Here is a 16,650-nt window from a genome sequence, read left to right on the forward strand (position 1 = left end):
CTTTATGCCTTGTATCAGAAACGGGCGGGCGGGCAAGCCGTTGCTCGGTGCCGTCACCGCAAAATCAGCTTGTGGATGCGACGAGCAGCGGCTTGTGGGCTGGCTTCTTGTAGACAAGGTGCACCACCTTGTAGCCTTCGGCTTTCAACTGGGTTAGCAGAGCGGGTAGCATAGTGGCGGTCCGCTTGTGGATGTCATGCATCAGGATGATGCCGCTGCCGCGATGTCGGAGGGCGGCAATCGTGCGGGACGCGACGACGGCAGGTGTATCGGAGAAATAATCCTTGGAATCGACCTGGACGTCCATGATGACGAGACCGCGCTCGGACACCATGTGCCGGAGGTTGCGATTGTCCGACAGGTAAGGGAAGCGGAAGAACATCGCATCCGTCTCCGTTGCCTTAGCGACGGCCTTTTCACCCTTTGCCACTTCCGCCAGCGCCCGGTCGAAGGTCAGGTTGCGCAGGTTCGGATGGCTGAAGGTGTGGCTGCCGATTGTATGCCCTTCCGCAACGACCTTCTTGGCGATGTCTGGATAGGTCTGTGCCATTTCGCCAACCATGAGGAAGGTGGCCTTCACGCCGAACTCGTCCAACGTTGCGAGAATCCGCTCTGTCTTGCCCGGCACCGGGCCATCGTCGAAGCTCAACACGACTTCCTTATTGGCAAGCGCGATGTCTTTCAGCGACGATACTTCTATGTCCCGGCCAGCAAGCCCCATCGGGTTGCGTGGACGCATCCATGCCGCTGGCGACAGCGCAATCGGATCATGTGGGCCTGCCGCTGGCTTCTCCGGCATCGTCGCGGCAAAGGAGCTTTTCAGCGACCCTTCCGCCTGCGGCTTGCCTGCGCAACTGGAAAGGCACAGCGCAATGGCTGCGGACACGAAGAGTGAGGAGAGGCGCATGAAAAGCTCGGCAAATCAGGGGTGACGTTGTTGCCGAGCTTTCTCTGATTATGGTTAACGGCGCGTTACTTCGCGTCCTGGAAAGTAACGTTTCATTTATCCAGCCATGGCGTCTTCATATTCACTGGACAGCAAGAGCCACTGCTCTTCCGCGGCAGACAGTTTCGCTGCGGCTTCGCCGCGCTGCTTTACCTTCTCCGCTGCCTTGGCAGGGGCCTTTTCATAGAGCGTCGGATCGGCGAGCTCCGTATCGAGCGCTTGAATCTGCTTCTCAAGCTTTGCCGTCAAGGATTCGATTTCGTTGATCTTTTTCTTCAGCGGCGCAAGCTGGGCGCGCTTTTCGGCATTGGCTTTGCGCTGATCGGCCTTGGATGCCTGATCGTTGGCGGCATCCACCTTCTCGTCCTTCTTCTTGCCGGACGCGATGACGATGTCGCGATATTCTTCCATATCGCCTTCGAAGCTCGTTACCGTGCCATTGTTGACCAGCCAGAGACGGTCAACGGTGGCTTCGATGAGATGCCGGTCGTGCGAAATCAGGATGACGGCGCCGTCGTAATCGTTCAGGGCCTCGATCAGCGCGCGACGGCTGTCGATGTCCAGATGGTTGGTCGGTTCGTCGAGGATCAGCAGGTTCGGCGCGTGGAAGGCGGCCAGGCCCATCAGCAGACGCGCCTTTTCGCCACCAGACAGATCCTTGGCAGCGGTCGACATCTTTTCCGTCGCAAGGCCCATCTGCGCCACACGTGAACGCACCTGTGCTTCCGCCGCCTGCGGCATAAGCTTGCGCACATGCTCTACCGGGGTCTCGTTGGGCACCAGATCATCCAGCTGGTGCTGAGCAAAGAAGCCGATCTTGAGGCCCGGCGCGACACGCAGATCGCCTGCCTGTGCGGGCAGGCGGCCGGAAATGAATTTGGCGAATGTGGACTTGCCGTTGCCGTTGGAGCCGAGCAGCGCAATGCGGTCATCATTGTCGATGCGGAGATTCAGACCTTTGAGAATCGGCTTGCCCGGTTCGTAACCGACGACACCGCCCTGAATGGCGACGATGGGCGAGGCGGGCTGCTTTTCTGGTTCCGGAAAGGTGATCGGCTGGACATGATCTTCGATAACGGCGGCAACCGTGCCCATCCGCTCCAGCGCCTTGATGCGGCTCTGCGCCTGCTTGGCCTTGGAGGCCTTATAGCGGAAGCGGTCGATATAGCTCTGCAGATGCTTTCGCGCCGCATCGCTCTTGGCCTTTGCCTTCATCTGCAACTCGTCGGCTTCCGCCTTTTGCCGTTCGAAGGAATCATAGCCGCCGCGATAGAAGGTCAGCTTCTTCTGATCGAGATGAATGATCGAATTGACCGCATTGTTCAAAAGATCGCGGTCATGGCTGATGATGATGACGGTGTGCGGATAGCGGCGGATATAGTCTTCCAGCCAGAGCGTGCCTTCCAGATCGAGATAGTTGGTCGGTTCGTCGAGCAGCAGCAGATCTGGCTCGGCGAAGAGAACCGAGGCGAGCGCCACACGCATGCGCCAGCCACCGGAAAAGGAAGAGGCGGGGCGCAACTGCGCCTCCTGATCGAAGCCGAGACCGGCGAGAATGGCCGATGCGCGCGCTTCCGCCGAATGCGCGTCGATATCGACAAGCCGCATCTGGATTTCGGCGATCCTGTTCGGATCGGTTGCGGTTTCTGCTTCCCGCAACAGCGCTGCCCGTTCCTTGTCGGCAGCAAGCACGATGGAGATCAACGAATCCTCTGTGCCTGGCGCCTCCTGCGCCACCTGGCCGATGCGCGCATGCTTTGGAATGGTGACGCTGCCGCTTTCAGAGCCGAGATCGCCGGTGATGACGCGAAAGAGCGTCGATTTTCCCGCGCCATTGCGCCCCACGAGACCAGCCTTCACGCCATCGGGCAGTGAGACGCTGGCATTGTCGAGAAGCAGGCGGCCTGCGATACGGGCGGAAAGGTCGGTAATCGTAATCATGCCAGCCTTTTGGCCGAGTTTCCCGGAGCTTGCAAGATGGGACAGAGGCAAGCCCCGCGCCATCATGGCCTTCTAAACGGAGGAGGTTGCCATGCCGTCACGAAGAACCCATTCATGAGCCGAATTCTCCCGCCCATCTTGAACCTTGTCAGGCTCGTCCTTTCTCAGGCGATCGTGCTTTGTGGTTTCGTCCTTGTGCAGCGCATGGGCTGGCGGCTGCCACTCGGTCTTTTCGAAATTTTGCTGATTCAGGGTGTGCTCTCGGCGCTGATCGGGCGGCTTATTGGCCTCTGGTGGTTCTGGGTGCCCGTGCAAATTCTGCTGCCCTTTGCCGTCGTTTATAATGACGTCGTGCCGGCCTGGGCCTATGGCGTTGCCTTTATCGCCTGCGTGCTGGTCTTCTGGAATGGTGCGAAGGAGCAGGTGCCGTTCTACATGACCAATCGCCAGACTTGGAAGGCGATCGGCGATCTTGTGGCGCGGCAAAATGCTCGCCGCGTGGCCGATCTGGGCAGTGGTACCGGCGGCATCGTCACCTTCCTGGCAAAGCACCATCCCACCGTTCAGGTGGATGGTTATGAGACGGCGCCGCTCCTCACATTGGTCTCCAAGCTCTGGGTCGCGCTGATCCGGCGGCCCAATGCGGCAATCCGTTACAAAAGCCTGTGGGATGCAGACCTCTCTCAATATGATGTCGTCTACTGCTTCCTATCGCCGGTGCCGATGCCCGACCTGTATGAAAAAGCGAAGGCGGAGATGCGTTCTGGAACGATCCTCGTCTCGAACAGTTTCGAGGTCCCGGGCGTCGCCCCGCTTGAGATCCTGAGGGTTGATGACGCCCGCCAAACGAAGCTGTTTCTTTATCGCTTCTAACCGCGTCTCTACGCCGGAGTTCTCACTTCAAACTCTGTGATGGCAGATATGAAGTCTGGTGGTTTGATTTTCGCCGCATCAGCCTGTTCAATGGGGTGAGAAAAACAGGAGTGACCATGTCGATTACGCTTTACACGCTTTGCGGCCGTGACATCAGCCGTCCGTTTTCGCCCCATTGCTGGAAGACGGTTCTGTCGCTGGCGCATAAGGGGCTGGATTTCGAAGAGCGTCCGCTCGCCTTCACCGCCATTCCCGGCATCGAGAACGGCTTTTCGAAAACCGTGCCGGTTCTGCGCGATGGCGACAGGCTGGTAAAGGACAGCTTCGACATCGCGGTCTATCTCGATGAGGCCTATCCCGATCAGCCGTCGCTCTTCAATGGGGAGGGTGGCAAAGCGCTTTCCCGCTTCGTCGAAAGCTGGTCGCAGACGCAACTCCATCCGGCTATCGTCAGGATCGCGCTTCTCGATATTCATGACATGCTGGATGATCAGGATCAGGCCTATTTCCGCGAGAGCCGGACGAAAGCGCTGGGTGCCGCATTGGAAGAGGTGATCGCCGAGCGTGATGCAGAGATTGCAGCTTTTCCCGCACGTCTGGAGCCGATCCGTAAGATGCTCGGCCGTCAGCCGTTCCTCGGAGGCGAGAGCCCGCTCTTTGCCGACTATATCGTCTTCGGTGCGCTTCAGTGGTCGAGGGTCGCCAGCGGCGTCGATCTCTTTGGCGCGAAGGATCCGGTGCGCGACTGGTTCGAGCGCTGCCTCGATCTGCACGGCGCGAAGGGGCGCAGTGTGACAGCGGCGTGAAATGTCGCTCGGCGCATGCCAATTACGGAAAGCCCCCTTGTTTTCGGGCGTTTGGGCGGGTAAACACCGCCCACTTTCTTTCTATGACAAGGAACCGCAATAATGGCGATTGAACGCACATTCTCGATGATCAAGCCGGACGCAACCAAGCGTAACCTCACTGGTGCCATCACCAAGGTTTTTGAAGAAAACGGCCTGCGCGTCATCGCATCCAAGCGCGTCTGGATGAGCAAGCGCGAAGCAGAAGGCTTCTACGCCGTTCACAAGGAACGCCCTTTCTTCGGCGAACTGGTTGAAGGCATGACCTCTGGCCCGACCATCGTTCAGGTTCTGGAAGGCGAAAACGCCATCCTCAAGAACCGCGAAATCATGGGCGCGACCAACCCTGCACAGGCAGCAGAAGGCACGATCCGCAAGACCTTCGCTCTCTCCATCGGCGAGAACTCGGTTCACGGTTCCGACGCTCCGGAAACCGCTGCCCAGGAAATCGCCTACTGGTTCGCTGAAACCGAAATCGTTGGCTGATTAATCGGCTGCAACGCTGAATGAATTGAAAAGCGGGGTCGGCAACGGCCCCGTTTTTTATTGTGCTTACGCAGGCGGCGCCCGCACCGTAAAGCGGGCATAAAAAAACCGGGCGCCATGCACCCGGTTTTTGATCTGGAAACAGTTGGCCGTCTTAGAAAACGCTGTTGTTGCCGCCGAGCATGCTCTTGGCGATACCGGCACCGGCAGGGCCACCGGAAAGCAGCTGCTGCAGGAAGGTGAGGTCCTTGCCGCCCGTCGGCGTGGTGCGCGAGATGCTGTCGAAGACCTTGCCGTCCTGAAGGGTGTAGTTCGCCTTCTGGGAGACGACTCCGTTCTTGTCGAAATAGATCGCAAGAATGTTCTGCTCGACGAGCTGCGGTTTCATGAAAGCTGCCCTGCGAACACGCTTCTGCGAGATGTAGTAGAACACCTCATTGCCGAATGTTGCCGTCGTCGACGGCGTACCCATGGTCAGCAGCACCTGTTCGCGGCTGGAGCCGACGGGGATCAGCTGCAGCGACTGTTCGTCCAGCACATAGCCGTTATGGAAAACGTCCGTGGTGCTGGAGCAGGCCGTCAGCAGGCTCGAGGCAACAACAACGGCGATGGCGGCTTTGCTCAGAAACTTGGTCTTTCCGGCCGACTTCTGCTTGTTCACCTGCGTTTCCCCGACTGCGATCATGAATGGCACCTTCCGGCATTGCGTGTTGTACCGCTTCTGTACACACGATTATGTCAATCCGGGGACAGGAATTCCCCGTTTCACCATGGAATGCAACATGTTTCAGAAACCGGCACCGCCTCCTGGCGCCTATCCTTGACTGTTTCAGCACGATGATGAACGTGACTGACACGGCATTGCAATTCTCGGATGCTTCGGTAAACCAGCTTTGACAATCATGCAACAAGTGCGATGGGCGAGACACGATTTCGTCGGTCGATATTCGGATTTTTCGATGGTTTTTGGGCTTTTCAGAAAGAAAAACAACAATCGCGCCATCGTTGACCGCCAATATTCAATATTGACGCAGGCCGCTCGCCAGCCGGGCTTCTATCTGCACATGGGCGTTCCGGACACGGTCATGGGCCGCTTCGAAATGCTGGCAGTCGTCATGATTCTGTATTTTCGCCGCACCAAAGGCGCATCGGTCAGCGGCCAGGAAATCGCCCAGGAGATCGTTGATGCCTTCTTCCAGGATCTCGACCATTCGATGCGGGAACTGGGGATCGGCGACCAGGGCGTGCCGAAGCGGATGAAGAAATTTGCTGGCATGTTTTATGGCAGGCTGGAATCCTATGCCGCTGCAATCGACGGTGCGGATGCCGATGCACTTGCGGCAGCGCTCCGTCGCAATATATATCCCCAGGCAGATGAGGCCGCGCCGGATATGCGCGCGCTTTCGAAATGGATGATGTCGGCGTCGGAGATGCTGTCTGCGCAGCCGGAAGACGCTGTAGCGACGGGAACTGTCACGCTGCCTTCACCGGATTTGTGAGGTTTTCAATGAAATCGCCCCATGCGGCCAATGATGACGCGCCCTTTTCCTATCCCGTCAAGGTAGGTCATATTTCTGCCAATCCGGTCAGGATTGGTCTCGAGGCAAGCCCGGAAGAGCTGAAGGCGCTGGCAAAATTCTGGGATGTCCTGTCGGTGGATTATCTCAAAAGCGAATTGCAGGTCACCCGTTGGAAAAGGGACGGGATCAGGATCAAGGGTCAGGTGCAGGCCGGTATCACGCAGGCTTGTGTGGTAACGCTTGAGCCCGTGCCGAGCGTGATCGACGAAAAGGTTGAGCAGATTTTCGTGCCGGAAGGCTCGAAGCTCGCGCGCATGACGACGAATGATGACGGTGAGATCGTGCTCGATCCGGACGGTCCGGATATTCCCGATCAGTTTGTCGGTGACACGATCGATGTCGGCGTGGTCGTTGCGGAATTTGCCGCTCTGGCAATTGATCCCTATCCGCGAAAAGACGGTATCGATTTCGACGGATACGGCGAGAAGACGCCGATGGAAGACAAAAAACCTTCGCCCTTCGCGGTGTTGAAAGATTGGAAAAAAGACTGAATGCCTTCGTAAGAAGCGAACAATTCAGTTGTAAGGCTGGGCGGAAACGGTATTTTCGCCCGAAAATTACCGCGCGGCGGTCAGAAGGATCAGGGACGAGTGATCAGAATAGCAATTGACGTCATGGGTGGGGACCACGGCCCTGATGTTGTCATACCCGGTGCTGCAAAGGCACTCGAGCGGCACAACGACGTGACATTCCTGCTCTATGGGCAGAAGAGCAAGTGCGATCCTATTCTGGCGCAATATCCTCGTCTGATGGAGAAGTCCGAGTTCTTCGACTGCGAAGTCTCGGTTGCCATGGATGAAAAGCCTAGCCAGGCACTTCGTCGCGGTCGTTACGTCTCCAGCATGTGGCGCGCCATTGAAGCGGTCAAGGTGGGCGAGGCGGATGTGGCCGTTTCTGCCGGCAACACCGGTGCGCTGATGGCCATGGCGAAATTCTGTTTGCGCACCATGGCGCGGATCGAACGTCCCGCGATTGCCGGCATCTGGCCCACGCTACGTGGCGAGAGCATCGTTCTCGATATCGGCGCGACAATTGGTGCGGACTCCCAGCAGCTTCTGGACTTTGCCCTGATGGGCGGTGCCATGGCGCGTGCGCTGTTCGATGTCGATCGCCCGACGGTCGGCCTTCTCAATGTCGGCGTTGAAGAGGTCAAGGGACAGGAAGAGGTCCGCGAAGCCGGTCGCCTCATTCGTGAAGCCGATCTCGCCACCATCGACTACCGCGGTTTCGTCGAAGGCGACGATATCGGCAAGGGTACTGTCGATGTCGTCGTTACCGAAGGCTTTACCGGCAATATTGCACTGAAGGCCGCAGAAGGCACGGCACGCCAGATCACGACTTTGCTGCGCGAAGCCATTTCCCGCAGCTTCATCGCGAAGATCGGCTATCTTCTGGCGAAGAGCGCATTCGATGTGCTGCGTGAGAAGATGGACCCGCGCAAGGTCAATGGCGGCGTGTTCCTGGGGCTGAATGGTATCGTGATCAAGAGCCACGGCGGTACGGATGCACTCGGTTTCGCCTCCGCCATCGATGTCGGCTACGACATGGTGCATAATGGCCTGACCGCCAAGATCGAAAATGATTTGAAAGCATACCACGCAAGAAGACTTCCGCCTCCGGCGCCTGAAGCTCTCGTGGTTGATGAGGAATAACCAATGATCCGCTCTATTGTACGTGGCTTCGGAGCGGCGCTGCCGAAGCGGGTTGTGACGAACCAGGAAATCGAAGGCATCGTCGAGACCTCGGACGAGTGGATCGTTCAGCGCACCGGCATCAAGCAGCGCTACATTGCAGGCGAGGGCGAGACATCGGCATCGCTCGGTGAGGCTGCAGCCCGTGCGGCCTTGGACAATGGCGGGCTGAAGCCCGAAGACATCGATCTCATCATTGTTGCCACATCCACACCCGACAACACGTTTCCGGCAACCGCAGTGAACATCCAGAACCGCCTTGGCATCACTGGCGGCTTTGCGTTTGACGTTCAGGCCGTTTGCTCCGGCTTCGTCTATGCAATGGCGACGGCCGATCTCTACATTCGCGGCGGCATGGCAAAGCGCGTGCTGGTCATCGGTGCCGAAACCTTCTCGCGCATTCTCGACTGGAAGGATCGCACCACCTGCGTTCTTTTCGGCGATGGCGCCGGTGCTGTCATCCTGGAAGCAGGCGAGGGCGAAGGCAAGACCTCCGACCGGGGCGTGCTGACCTCCCATCTGCGTTCGGATGGCGCGCACAAGGAAAAGCTTTACGTCGATGGCGGGCCATCGACGACTGGCACTGTCGGTCATCTGCGCATGGAAGGCCGCGAAGTCTTCAAGCATGCCGTCGGCATGATCACGGACGTGATCGAGGCAGCCTTTGAGGCAACCGGCACCACGGCTGAGGATCTGGACTGGCTCGTTCCACACCAGGCCAATCGCCGCATCATCGATGGCTCTGCGAAGAAGCTTGGCATTCCCCTGGAGAAGGTGGTCGTCACCGTCGATCTGCACGGAAACACCTCTGCGGCTTCCATTCCGCTGGCGCTCGCAACCGCTGCTGCCGATGGGCGCATCAAGCAGGGCGACCTCGTTATGCTGGAAGCGATGGGCGGCGGTTTTACCTGGGGCTCGGTGCTTCTGCGCTGGTAACGTTTCGGTGACGATCGAGCGCATTGGCCCGAAAGTCGAAATCGATTTTCGGAAAAGCACGATGTGTCGATTCAAAAAGGTAAAGGCGTCCCTTGTGCGTCCTATAGGACGCACGGCGCTTTAACGTAAACCCTTGCCATCATTGCCGTAAATCCCTAAACGATTCTGGAAACATTCCTTGACCGCTGCCGTCAACGGCAATAGTCTCAGGCGGTTTCCAGAACACAACAGAGATAAGCGCGGGGAAAAATGGCCGGTAAAACTGTGACACGTGCGGATTTGGCCGAGTCTGTGTTTCGCAAGGTGGGTTTGTCCCGAACTGAATCCGCCGAGCTGGTCGAAACCGTCATTGACGAGATCTGTAATGCCATCACCCGTGGCGAGGTGGTGAAGCTCTCCTCCTTCGCAACCTTCCAGATCCGTGAAAAGAACGAGCGTATCGGTCGCAATCCGAAGACCGGCGAAGAAGTGCCGATTTCGCCGCGTCGCGTCATGACCTTCAAGGCCTCCAACGTTCTGAAACAGCGCATCCTCAAGGCCCATGCATCGCGCAAGGCGAAGCAGAAGACCCAGAAGCCCGGCTCATAAAGAGGCTTCTTTCGACGCTATCCAAGCCCATTCTGATACCTCACTGCTTTTCTTCCTGTGAACATACTTGAATTTCAACCGTCAAGCCGTTGAAATAAAGACGATTCGCATCATACCTTGTCGTGTGTTTTGCAAACCTGTCATTTCGTCGGGTGGGAGTTAAGCGTGGATAAGAGTCCAGACGCCTTTAGAACGATCAGTGAAGTTGCGGACGATCTTGATCTGCCGCAGCACGTGCTGCGTTTCTGGGAAACCCGCTTTCCCCAGATCAAGCCGATGAAGCGCGGCGGCGGACGACGCTACTATCGCCCGGACGATGTCGATCTCCTGAAAGGCATCCGGCATCTGCTTTACGATCATGGATACACGATCAAGGGCGTGCAGAAACTTCTCAAGACCAATGGAAACCGCTTCGTCGCGGCCATCGCGTCTGGCGACATGGCGACCATGGAAGCCATCATGGCTGCCAGCGGAGAGAAGCAGACCGCGGAGCCGCGCGTCGTGCAGCCGGACGAAGACGAAGTGGTAGGTCGCCCCAAGGCGAGGCCGAGCGGCCGCTTCTTTGGCTTCGGCGGAGGATCATCCGACGACACGCCGGAAATTTCCATCGGCAAATCCAGCATCAGCAAGGATGATCGCGCCCTGCTGCAGGAGGCGCTCTTCGACCTTCTGGAATGCAAGCGCCTGCTCGATCAGGTGCGTTAAACGGCCAGCGGACGCATAGCGAGCGGCGTTCTCCGTGACAACCGCTGCCACAGACGTCTCAGTTTTGGCTTGTGAGAGAGTTGTGGATAACGCCGCGACTCTCCAACGCAGATCGAATTTATCTCAAATGCCAACCTTTCGGAAACTCCTTCAGCGGATAATGCCCGCCTGAAAAGGAGTTGTTCTGTGAGCAAGAGAAAACCTTCAAACCGCCGCGCCTCATCCAAGTCCAAGGGTGGAAGCGTCTGGTCCTGGTTGATCCTGTTTGGCGTGGCCGTCGGCGGGATTCAGGCCTATGAGCATCGCGACACCCTGTTGCCGAAGATGAAGAACGTCGTTGCCTCGACGTCCAAGAGCAGCGCACCCGCAACCCGCGAAATGGCTTCTGCCAAGCCTCAGTCCGTGCAGAAGCCGACGCAAACCGTTGCCCTGCCAACATCTGGTGCACCCGTTCCACCACGCTCGATCGCCATGGTGGGTTCGCCGGCAGGTGCCGGTCAATTGCCTCCCGCAACATTGCCTTCGCCAAAGCCGCAGGTGGAAAATGTTTCGCTTGGCGCAAAGCCCGGCACCTTCGCCTTTTGCGGACGCTCGGGCCTCAACAACTGCGTCATGGATGGCAGCACCTTCTGGATGAAGGGCGTGAAGATGAAGCTTGCCGGCATCGAGGTGCCGCAGACGGATCAGGCGCGCTGCATGGAAGAGCGCGCCCGCGGCTTCACCGCCAAGGTGCGACTGCGCGATATGCTCAATTCCGGCAGCTTCCAGGTGGCGGCTGGCGGCCAAGGTGCCGAAGTAAAAGCAGTGTCCAGGTCAGGCATGTCCTTTGCCGACCAGCTGATTCGCGAAGGGCTTGCACGTCGCGCTGGTTCCCCAAGCCCATCATGGTGCGGTTAATTCAATTCCCCATAGACATGCAGTTGACCGGATGCGGTGACGCTGTGTAGATGGAAATGCAAGCGGGCGTGATGGAATGGTAGACATACCGGACTTAAAATCCGGAGCGAAAGCGTGCGGGTTCGAGTCCCGCCGCCCGTACCAAATCTTCAGCTTCTCCAGAACAGCGGCATCAGCAACACGAGCACGGTCAGGATTTCCAGACGGCCGAGCAGCATCATCAGCGAGAGCAGGTAAAGTGCTGGATCGCTGATAGTGGAGAAGTTGCCGGCGGGTCCAATGATCGGACCGACACCGGGGCCGACATTGGCGAGCGATGTGGCCACGCCAGATGTTGCAGTCAAGAAGTCATAGCCCATGGCGCTCATCGCCAGGCTGCCGGCGATCCACAGAGCGATGAAACAGCCGAGGAACAGGAAGACGTTGCGGATGGTTTCGGCATCGACGACCTGCGCCCCATAGCGCACCGGATAAACCGCATCCGGATAAATCAACTTCCGCAAGCCGGTTTTCACCACATTATAGACGATGACGAAGCGGTAGGCCTTGATGCCGCCAGCCGTCGAGCCGGAGCAGCCACCCATGAAGGTGGCGAAGAAGGCGACGACCACGACGAAGGGACCCCAGAGCGTATAATCATCGCTGGCGAAACCGCCGGTCGAAAGGATCGACGTCATGTTGAAAAAGGAATGGCTGAGCGCGATGGGAAGCGCCACCCCATTGTTGATATGGTGATAGATGCCGACCGCAAGCGATATGGCACAGAGGTAGCCGATGAACACGCGGATCTGCGGGTCGTAGAGGATATCCATCCTCCGGCGAACCGCGAGCAGGATCATCACGGAAAAGGGCAGGCTACCAAGGATCAGAAAGAACGTCGCGATCCACAGCAGTGCGACATTGTCACCGAAATATCCGAAGGAGGCGTCATGGGTGGAGAAGCCGCCCGTCGCAACCGCTGACATGGCGTGATTCACCGCATCGAAATGGGTCATGCCGGCAAAGTCGAAGGCGACCGCGCAGGCAATCGTCATGACCACATAGATGCCGACGAAAGCCCTGGTAAAGCTCGCCAGCCGTGCGAAGGGCCGGTCGCTGGCCGTGTCGGACGACTCCATCCGAAAGAAGGTCATGCCGCCCACGCGCAGCAGCGGCAGGATGAAGAGACCGAGCGCCACGATACCGATACCGCCAAGCCAGCAGAGAAGTGATCGCCAGATCAACAGACCCTGCGGCGCATGGTCGAGACCGGAAATGGCTGTAGCGCCGGTGGTGGTGATGGCCGACACGGACTCGAACAGGGCTTGGCCGAATGTGAGGTCCAATTCCGATAGATAAAGAGGCACGGCGCCGACGAGCGAGAAGACCACCCATAAGAGATTGACCAGGAGAAAGCCGAAGCGCTTGTTGAAGGTCGGCATCGGTCCTCGTGTGGCGAGCGCGCATGCCAGCGCAAAGCCGCCGCACATGAAGCCGGAGGCGGCAAAGACGATCCAGTCATTATTGCCGTAATAGAGGTCCGTCATGGCTGGGACGAACATCGAAGTTGCCATGTAGAGGCCGAAGATCGACGTAATATAGACGACTGCGCGCAGGAGATTGGCGTTCAAAAAAATCAAACCTTGATCGAGTACCGCGTACCGAAGTGGCGCAAAGAGTCTTTGTGTCGGGCCTGTTCCTATGGCATAGCGGGTGCCATCGTGAATTTCAATGGATTGAAAATCGTGGACAAACTGCTTGTAGAAGCCGCACGGCGAGAAGTTCGGGAAATCTTTCCCGAGACGCCGTTGCAGTTGAATGAACATCTCAGCCGCCGGTATGGAGCCGAGATTTGGCTGAAGCGTGAAGACCTCACGCCGGTTCGTTCCTACAAGATTAGAGGCGCGTTCAATTTCCTGCGCAAGGCCGTTGCCGGTGCCGGCAAAGAGAAGATCTTCGTCTGTGCGTCCGCCGGCAATCATGCCCAGGGCTTTGCTTTTGCCTGCCGTCATTTCGGCGTGAAGGGCGTGGTGTTCATGCCAGTCACCACACCGCAGCAGAAGATCGACAAGACCCGCATTTTCGGCGCGGAGTTCATCACCATCAAGCTGATCGGCGATATCTTCGACCAATGCTATGCGGCAGCCCGTGCCTATGTCGAAGAGAATGATGGCTACATGGTGCCACCCTTCGACCATCACGATATCATCGAAGGCCAGGCTACCGTTGCCGCTGAAGTGATGGATCAGCTTCCGGACGGTGCGAAGCCCGATCTGGTGGTGATGCCGGTTGGCGGTGGCGGTCTTGCGGCAGGTCTCACGGGGTATTTTGCAGGTATCGTTGCGCGAAACAATTTCGTCTTTTGCGAACCGGAAGGTGCGCCGAGTCTGAAGAAGAGTCTTGAGGCGGGCGAAGCCGTCACGCTAAACAAGGTGGATAACTTCGTCGATGGTGCAGCCGTCGCCCGTATTGGCGATCTCAACTTCCAGGCGCTTAAGGATTTCCCGTCCGAACAGGTCGAACTGATCCCGGAAAATGCCATCTGCGTCACCATCATCGATATGCTCAATCTCGAAGGTGTGGTGCTGGAGCCCGCGGGCGCATTGTCGATTGCAGCGTTGGAAAAGCTCGGCCGCGAGAGGCTGGAGGGCAAGCGCGTCATCTGCGTCGTCTCCGGTGGCAATTTCGATTTCGAGCGTCTGCCGGATGTGAAGGAACGCGCCATGCGTTTCACAGGGGTGAAGAAGTACTTCATCCTGCGTCTTCCGCAGCGTCCAGGCGCGCTTCGTGACTTCCTCAACATGCTCGGTCCGGATGATGACGTTGCGCGCTTCGAGTATCTGAAGAAATCGGCGCGCAACTTCGGTTCGATCCTGATTGGCATCGAAACCACCTCTCGCGAGAATTTTACCACTCTGTTCGAGCGTTTCGAGGCGGCAGGGCTCGGCTATGAAGATATAACCGAGAACGAAATCCTCGCGAACCTCATTATCTGATCGGATGCATCATCAGGTGGGGCGGGCTAAAGCCGCCCCGCGCAGAGACAACAGGAAGGGTAAAGCATGGCCTCGTTCTTCTCGAAACTCTTTTCCGGCTTCGGTGCCGCGCAGTCGGACGCGCCGAAGAAGGCGGAGACATCTGAACCGCACCAGCACGGCGAGTATACCATTTATGCAACGCCGATGAAGGAAGGGGCGCAGTACCGCCTGGCAGGCCGTATTGAAAAGACGGCTGGCGACGAGGTACTCGTGCATGAGTTCGTTCGTGCCGACGTGTTCACCAGCATGGATGATGCGGTGGAGTGCACGGTACGCAAGGCCAAGCTGATCATCGACCAGAACGGGCCGCATCTGTTTGCTGACAAAAAATAACGGCCGCGACAAGCGCGACCGTTCAAGCATGCTGCATAAAAATGTGCAGCGGTTCGGAAGAAGCGGCCAGATGGGCCGCTTTTTTATGCGGCCTTGGCCAGTTCTTCGACCTTGGCATTGGCAGCAGCAATAGCCTTTTCGGCAGCTTCCGGACCGAACGCCAGACCTTCGATACGGATGACTTCGACATCGGTCATGCCCATGAAGCCAAGAACCGTCTTCAGGTAGGGCACAGCATGCTCAAGCGACGCGGCTGGACCTTCGGAGTAGACGCCAGCAGCGGACAGAACGATGTAGACCTTCTTGCCGGTTGCAAGGCCGGTCGGACCGGACTCGGTGTATTTGAAGGTCATGCCGGCGCGCGCGATGTTGTCGATCCAGGACTTCAGACCTGAGTAGATCGAGAAGTTGATGAGGCCGGTGCCGATGACGACGGTGTCGGCGTCCATCAATTCGGCTACGCGCTTGTCGGAGTAGTCGGCGGCAGAGGCCTCTTCCGGGGTGCGCTGTTCGGCGGGCTTGCGAATGGCAGACGTGGTGACCGAATCGAGATGCGGGATTGGGTTCTGACCCAGATCGAGATGCGTGATCGAGCCGTTCGACTGTGCCTGGATCTTGTTGGCAAGGTCGGATGCGAACTTGTTGGAAAGCGATTCATCGCCGCGTGGGCTGGAGGTGACGAGCAGGATCTTCGACATTGGCGCCTCATTGTGAGTCTTGGGAGGGTTAAACGGGACAAACCCGCTTTGTTGCGTGATATATTCGCCAGTTTTGCCATCAAGAAAACTGTGATAATCTGAAATTAAGCTATCGATAAAATGGATGGGACATGGACGCAAACCCGACCCTTGACCAGTTACAGGTTTTCCTGACCGTCGCCGAAACCGGAAGCTTTTCCGCCGCTTCGCGCGTGCTCAACCGCGCCCAGTCGGTCGTCAGCTACACAATCGCCAATCTCGAGGCGCAGCTTGAGGTCAGCCTTTTCGAGCGCAGCGGCCGCCAGTCGAAGCTCACCGACGAGGGCCGCGCCATGCTGGAAGACGCGCGAAGGATTGTTGCCGGATTGCAGGAAATGCGATCACGCGCCAAGGGGCTGAAACAGGGCTTGGAGGCGGAAGTCTCGCTCGTTCTCAGCACCATGGTTCCAGCCGAGGCCGTGGTCGAGGTTCTGCGCGAGTTCCGCAAGGAATTCCCAACCGTGTCGCTCACCCTCAATGTCGGCGAGTTGGGTATGGTTATGGATATGGTCAGAAGCCGAAAGGCGCTGATCGGTATTGGCGGGGCAGTCTCGCAGCAGGATGACGGTCTGGTCCTCGAAAAGATCGGCCATTCCTTCATGGTGCCGGTTGTCGCCAGTGACCACGCCCTGGCAAGATTGCACCGCCCGGTGACACTTGCCGATGTCCGTGAAGAGGTGCAGATGGTGGTGATGGACATGTCGGGGCTGACCAACGGTCGCGACTTCAATGTCCTGTCCTACAAGACATGGCGGGTTAGCGACATCGCGACGAAATATCAGTTGATCAAGGGTGGTCTTGGTTGGGGTGGACTGCCCGCATCGCTGGTCAGGACCGATATCATGAATGGCAGTCTGAAGGTGCTCGACCTCGATGCTTACGAACTCGGCGAGTATCCGCTGTATTCTTTGCGAAAGGCCGATACGCCTGCCGGTCCGGCAAGCCAGTGGCTGATCGATGGCTTTGAAAAACGCCTATCGAAATGCCCGGACAATAAGAGCTTCCTGAGCGCTGTGCGCCCGATGCCCTTGAAAGATGCCGCCGAGTAAAGGTTTCTCCCCGTTCAACAGGGAAC

Annotated in this window: 18 protein-coding genes and 1 tRNA gene; 14 read left to right on the plus strand and 5 right to left on the minus strand. The window is 57.9% G+C overall.

The features are described from left to right. Positions 1-64 precede the first annotated feature (64 nt). Both QE408_RS13970 and QE408_RS13975 read right to left on the minus strand, forming a co-directional pair. Entirely contained in the window at positions 65-907 is an 843-nt protein-coding gene (locus tag QE408_RS13970; RefSeq protein ID WP_306932080.1) for a polysaccharide deacetylase family protein, read from the minus strand. A gap of 96 nt (positions 908-1,003) precedes the next feature. Beyond that, positions 1,004-2,887 carry an ABC-F family ATP-binding cassette domain-containing protein gene (locus QE408_RS13975; protein ID WP_306932081.1) on the minus strand — a complete coding sequence of 628 codons (1,884 nt, stop codon included), beginning with the start codon at positions 2,885-2,887 and terminating at the stop codon, positions 1,004-1,006. Positions 2,888-3,001: 114 nt separating this feature from the next. On the opposite strand from QE408_RS13975, the gene QE408_RS13980 reads away from it, so the two are divergent. The 3 genes from QE408_RS13980 (at position 3,002) to ndk (ending at position 5,091) form a co-directional block, all read left to right on the plus strand. Continuing rightward, positions 3,002-3,760: a hypothetical protein gene (locus tag QE408_RS13980; protein ID WP_306932083.1), complete on the plus strand. Its 759-nt coding sequence runs from the start codon at positions 3,002-3,004 to the stop codon at positions 3,758-3,760. Between the two features lie 116 nt (positions 3,761-3,876). Beyond that, complete coding sequence (locus QE408_RS13985) at positions 3,877-4,566, plus strand: glutathione S-transferase family protein (protein ID WP_306932085.1); 690 nt, start codon at positions 3,877-3,879, stop codon at positions 4,564-4,566. 102 nt (positions 4,567-4,668) lie between these two features. Next, positions 4,669-5,091 carry a nucleoside-diphosphate kinase gene (ndk, locus tag QE408_RS13990; RefSeq protein ID WP_062425595.1) on the plus strand — a complete coding sequence of 141 codons (423 nt, stop codon included), beginning with the start codon at positions 4,669-4,671 and terminating at the stop codon, positions 5,089-5,091. A gap of 154 nt (positions 5,092-5,245) precedes the next feature. On the opposite strand, the gene QE408_RS13995 is transcribed toward ndk, so the two are convergent. Then, positions 5,246-5,776, minus strand: a complete 531-nt coding sequence (locus QE408_RS13995; protein ID WP_306932089.1) for an outer membrane protein assembly factor BamE — start codon at positions 5,774-5,776, stop codon at positions 5,246-5,248. 274 nt (positions 5,777-6,050) lie between these two features. On the opposite strand from QE408_RS13995, the gene QE408_RS14000 reads away from it, so the two are divergent. From QE408_RS14000 to QE408_RS14035, 8 genes are all read left to right on the plus strand, one after another. Next, positions 6,051-6,590, plus strand: a complete 540-nt coding sequence (locus QE408_RS14000) for a ubiquinol-cytochrome C chaperone family protein (protein ID WP_062598203.1) — start codon at positions 6,051-6,053, stop codon at positions 6,588-6,590. 8 nt (positions 6,591-6,598) lie between these two features. Further along, complete coding sequence (locus QE408_RS14005; RefSeq protein WP_062425589.1) at positions 6,599-7,162, plus strand: YceD family protein; 564 nt, start codon at positions 6,599-6,601, stop codon at positions 7,160-7,162. Between the two features lie 99 nt (positions 7,163-7,261). After that, complete coding sequence (gene plsX, locus QE408_RS14010; RefSeq protein ID WP_062425588.1) at positions 7,262-8,323, plus strand: phosphate acyltransferase PlsX; 1,062 nt, start codon at positions 7,262-7,264, stop codon at positions 8,321-8,323. A 3-nt stretch (positions 8,324-8,326) separates the two neighbouring features. Beyond that, positions 8,327-9,298 carry a beta-ketoacyl-ACP synthase III gene (locus tag QE408_RS14015; RefSeq protein WP_062437872.1) on the plus strand — a complete coding sequence of 324 codons (972 nt, stop codon included), beginning with the start codon at positions 8,327-8,329 and terminating at the stop codon, positions 9,296-9,298. 249 nt (positions 9,299-9,547) lie between these two features. Further along, positions 9,548-9,886 carry an integration host factor subunit alpha gene (locus tag QE408_RS14020; RefSeq protein ID WP_062425586.1) on the plus strand — a complete coding sequence of 113 codons (339 nt, stop codon included), beginning with the start codon at positions 9,548-9,550 and terminating at the stop codon, positions 9,884-9,886. A 165-nt stretch (positions 9,887-10,051) separates the two neighbouring features. Further along, entirely contained in the window at positions 10,052-10,591 is a 540-nt protein-coding gene (locus tag QE408_RS14025) for a MerR family transcriptional regulator (RefSeq protein WP_062425585.1), read from the plus strand. 186 nt (positions 10,592-10,777) lie between these two features. Then, entirely contained in the window at positions 10,778-11,488 is a 711-nt protein-coding gene (locus tag QE408_RS14030; RefSeq protein WP_306932092.1) for a nuclease, read from the plus strand. 62 nt (positions 11,489-11,550) lie between these two features. Further along, positions 11,551-11,632: transfer RNA gene (locus QE408_RS14035), tRNA-Leu, on the plus strand. Positions 11,633-11,637: 5 nt separating this feature from the next. Here QE408_RS14035 and QE408_RS14040 read toward each other — a convergent pair. Further along, a complete protein-coding gene (locus tag QE408_RS14040; protein ID WP_306932094.1) occupies positions 11,638-13,098 on the minus strand; it encodes a TrkH family potassium uptake protein in 1,461 nt (486 codons plus the stop codon). 114 nt (positions 13,099-13,212) lie between these two features. Between QE408_RS14040 and ilvA the strand changes: the two genes are divergently transcribed. Further along, positions 13,213-14,463: a threonine ammonia-lyase gene (gene ilvA, locus QE408_RS14045; protein WP_306932096.1), complete on the plus strand. Its 1,251-nt coding sequence runs from the start codon at positions 13,213-13,215 to the stop codon at positions 14,461-14,463. A 66-nt stretch (positions 14,464-14,529) separates the two neighbouring features. Then, on the plus strand, positions 14,530-14,838 hold the full coding sequence (locus tag QE408_RS14050) for an HlyU family transcriptional regulator (protein ID WP_306932097.1): 309 nt from the start codon (positions 14,530-14,532) through the stop codon (positions 14,836-14,838). Positions 14,839-14,921: 83 nt separating this feature from the next. On the opposite strand, the gene QE408_RS14055 is transcribed toward QE408_RS14050, so the two are convergent. Then, positions 14,922-15,536, minus strand: coding sequence for an FMN-dependent NADH-azoreductase (locus tag QE408_RS14055; protein WP_306932099.1), 615 nt, complete (start codon positions 15,534-15,536; stop codon positions 14,922-14,924). 131 nt (positions 15,537-15,667) lie between these two features. Here QE408_RS14055 and QE408_RS14060 point away from each other — a divergent pair, with 131 nt between their 5' ends. Next, positions 15,668-16,624: a LysR family transcriptional regulator gene (locus QE408_RS14060; RefSeq protein ID WP_306932101.1), complete on the plus strand. Its 957-nt coding sequence runs from the start codon at positions 15,668-15,670 to the stop codon at positions 16,622-16,624. The last annotated feature ends 26 nt before the right edge of the window (positions 16,625-16,650 follow it).

Source organism: Agrobacterium larrymoorei, assembly GCF_030819275.1.
Taxonomy (GTDB): domain Bacteria; phylum Pseudomonadota; class Alphaproteobacteria; order Rhizobiales; family Rhizobiaceae; genus Agrobacterium; species Agrobacterium larrymoorei_B.

Excerpts from the sequence above, each read along its gene's own strand:
- QE408_RS13970 (WP_306932080.1), bottom strand. The coding sequence starts at position 907 with ATGCGCCTCTCCTCACTCTTCGTGTCCGCAGCCATTGCGCTGTGCCTT.
- QE408_RS13975 (WP_306932081.1), bottom strand. The coding sequence starts at position 2,887 with ATGATTACGATTACCGACCTTTCCGCCCGTATCGCAGGCCGCCTGCTT.
- QE408_RS13980 (WP_306932083.1), top strand. The coding sequence starts at position 3,002 with ATGAGCCGAATTCTCCCGCCCATCTTGAACCTTGTCAGGCTCGTCCTT.
- QE408_RS13985 (WP_306932085.1), top strand. The coding sequence starts at position 3,877 with ATGTCGATTACGCTTTACACGCTTTGCGGCCGTGACATCAGCCGTCCG.
- ndk (WP_062425595.1), top strand. The coding sequence starts at position 4,669 with ATGGCGATTGAACGCACATTCTCGATGATCAAGCCGGACGCAACCAAG.
- QE408_RS13995 (WP_306932089.1), bottom strand. The coding sequence starts at position 5,776 with ATGATCGCAGTCGGGGAAACGCAGGTGAACAAGCAGAAGTCGGCCGGA.
- QE408_RS14000 (WP_062598203.1), top strand. The coding sequence starts at position 6,051 with ATGGTTTTTGGGCTTTTCAGAAAGAAAAACAACAATCGCGCCATCGTT.
- QE408_RS14005 (WP_062425589.1), top strand. The coding sequence starts at position 6,599 with ATGAAATCGCCCCATGCGGCCAATGATGACGCGCCCTTTTCCTATCCC.
- QE408_RS14015 (WP_062437872.1), top strand. The coding sequence starts at position 8,327 with ATGATCCGCTCTATTGTACGTGGCTTCGGAGCGGCGCTGCCGAAGCGG.
- QE408_RS14020 (WP_062425586.1), top strand. The coding sequence starts at position 9,548 with ATGGCCGGTAAAACTGTGACACGTGCGGATTTGGCCGAGTCTGTGTTT.
- QE408_RS14050 (WP_306932097.1), top strand. The coding sequence starts at position 14,530 with ATGGCCTCGTTCTTCTCGAAACTCTTTTCCGGCTTCGGTGCCGCGCAG.
- QE408_RS14055 (WP_306932099.1), bottom strand. The coding sequence starts at position 15,536 with ATGTCGAAGATCCTGCTCGTCACCTCCAGCCCACGCGGCGATGAATCG.
- QE408_RS14060 (WP_306932101.1), top strand. The coding sequence starts at position 15,668 with ATGGACGCAAACCCGACCCTTGACCAGTTACAGGTTTTCCTGACCGTC.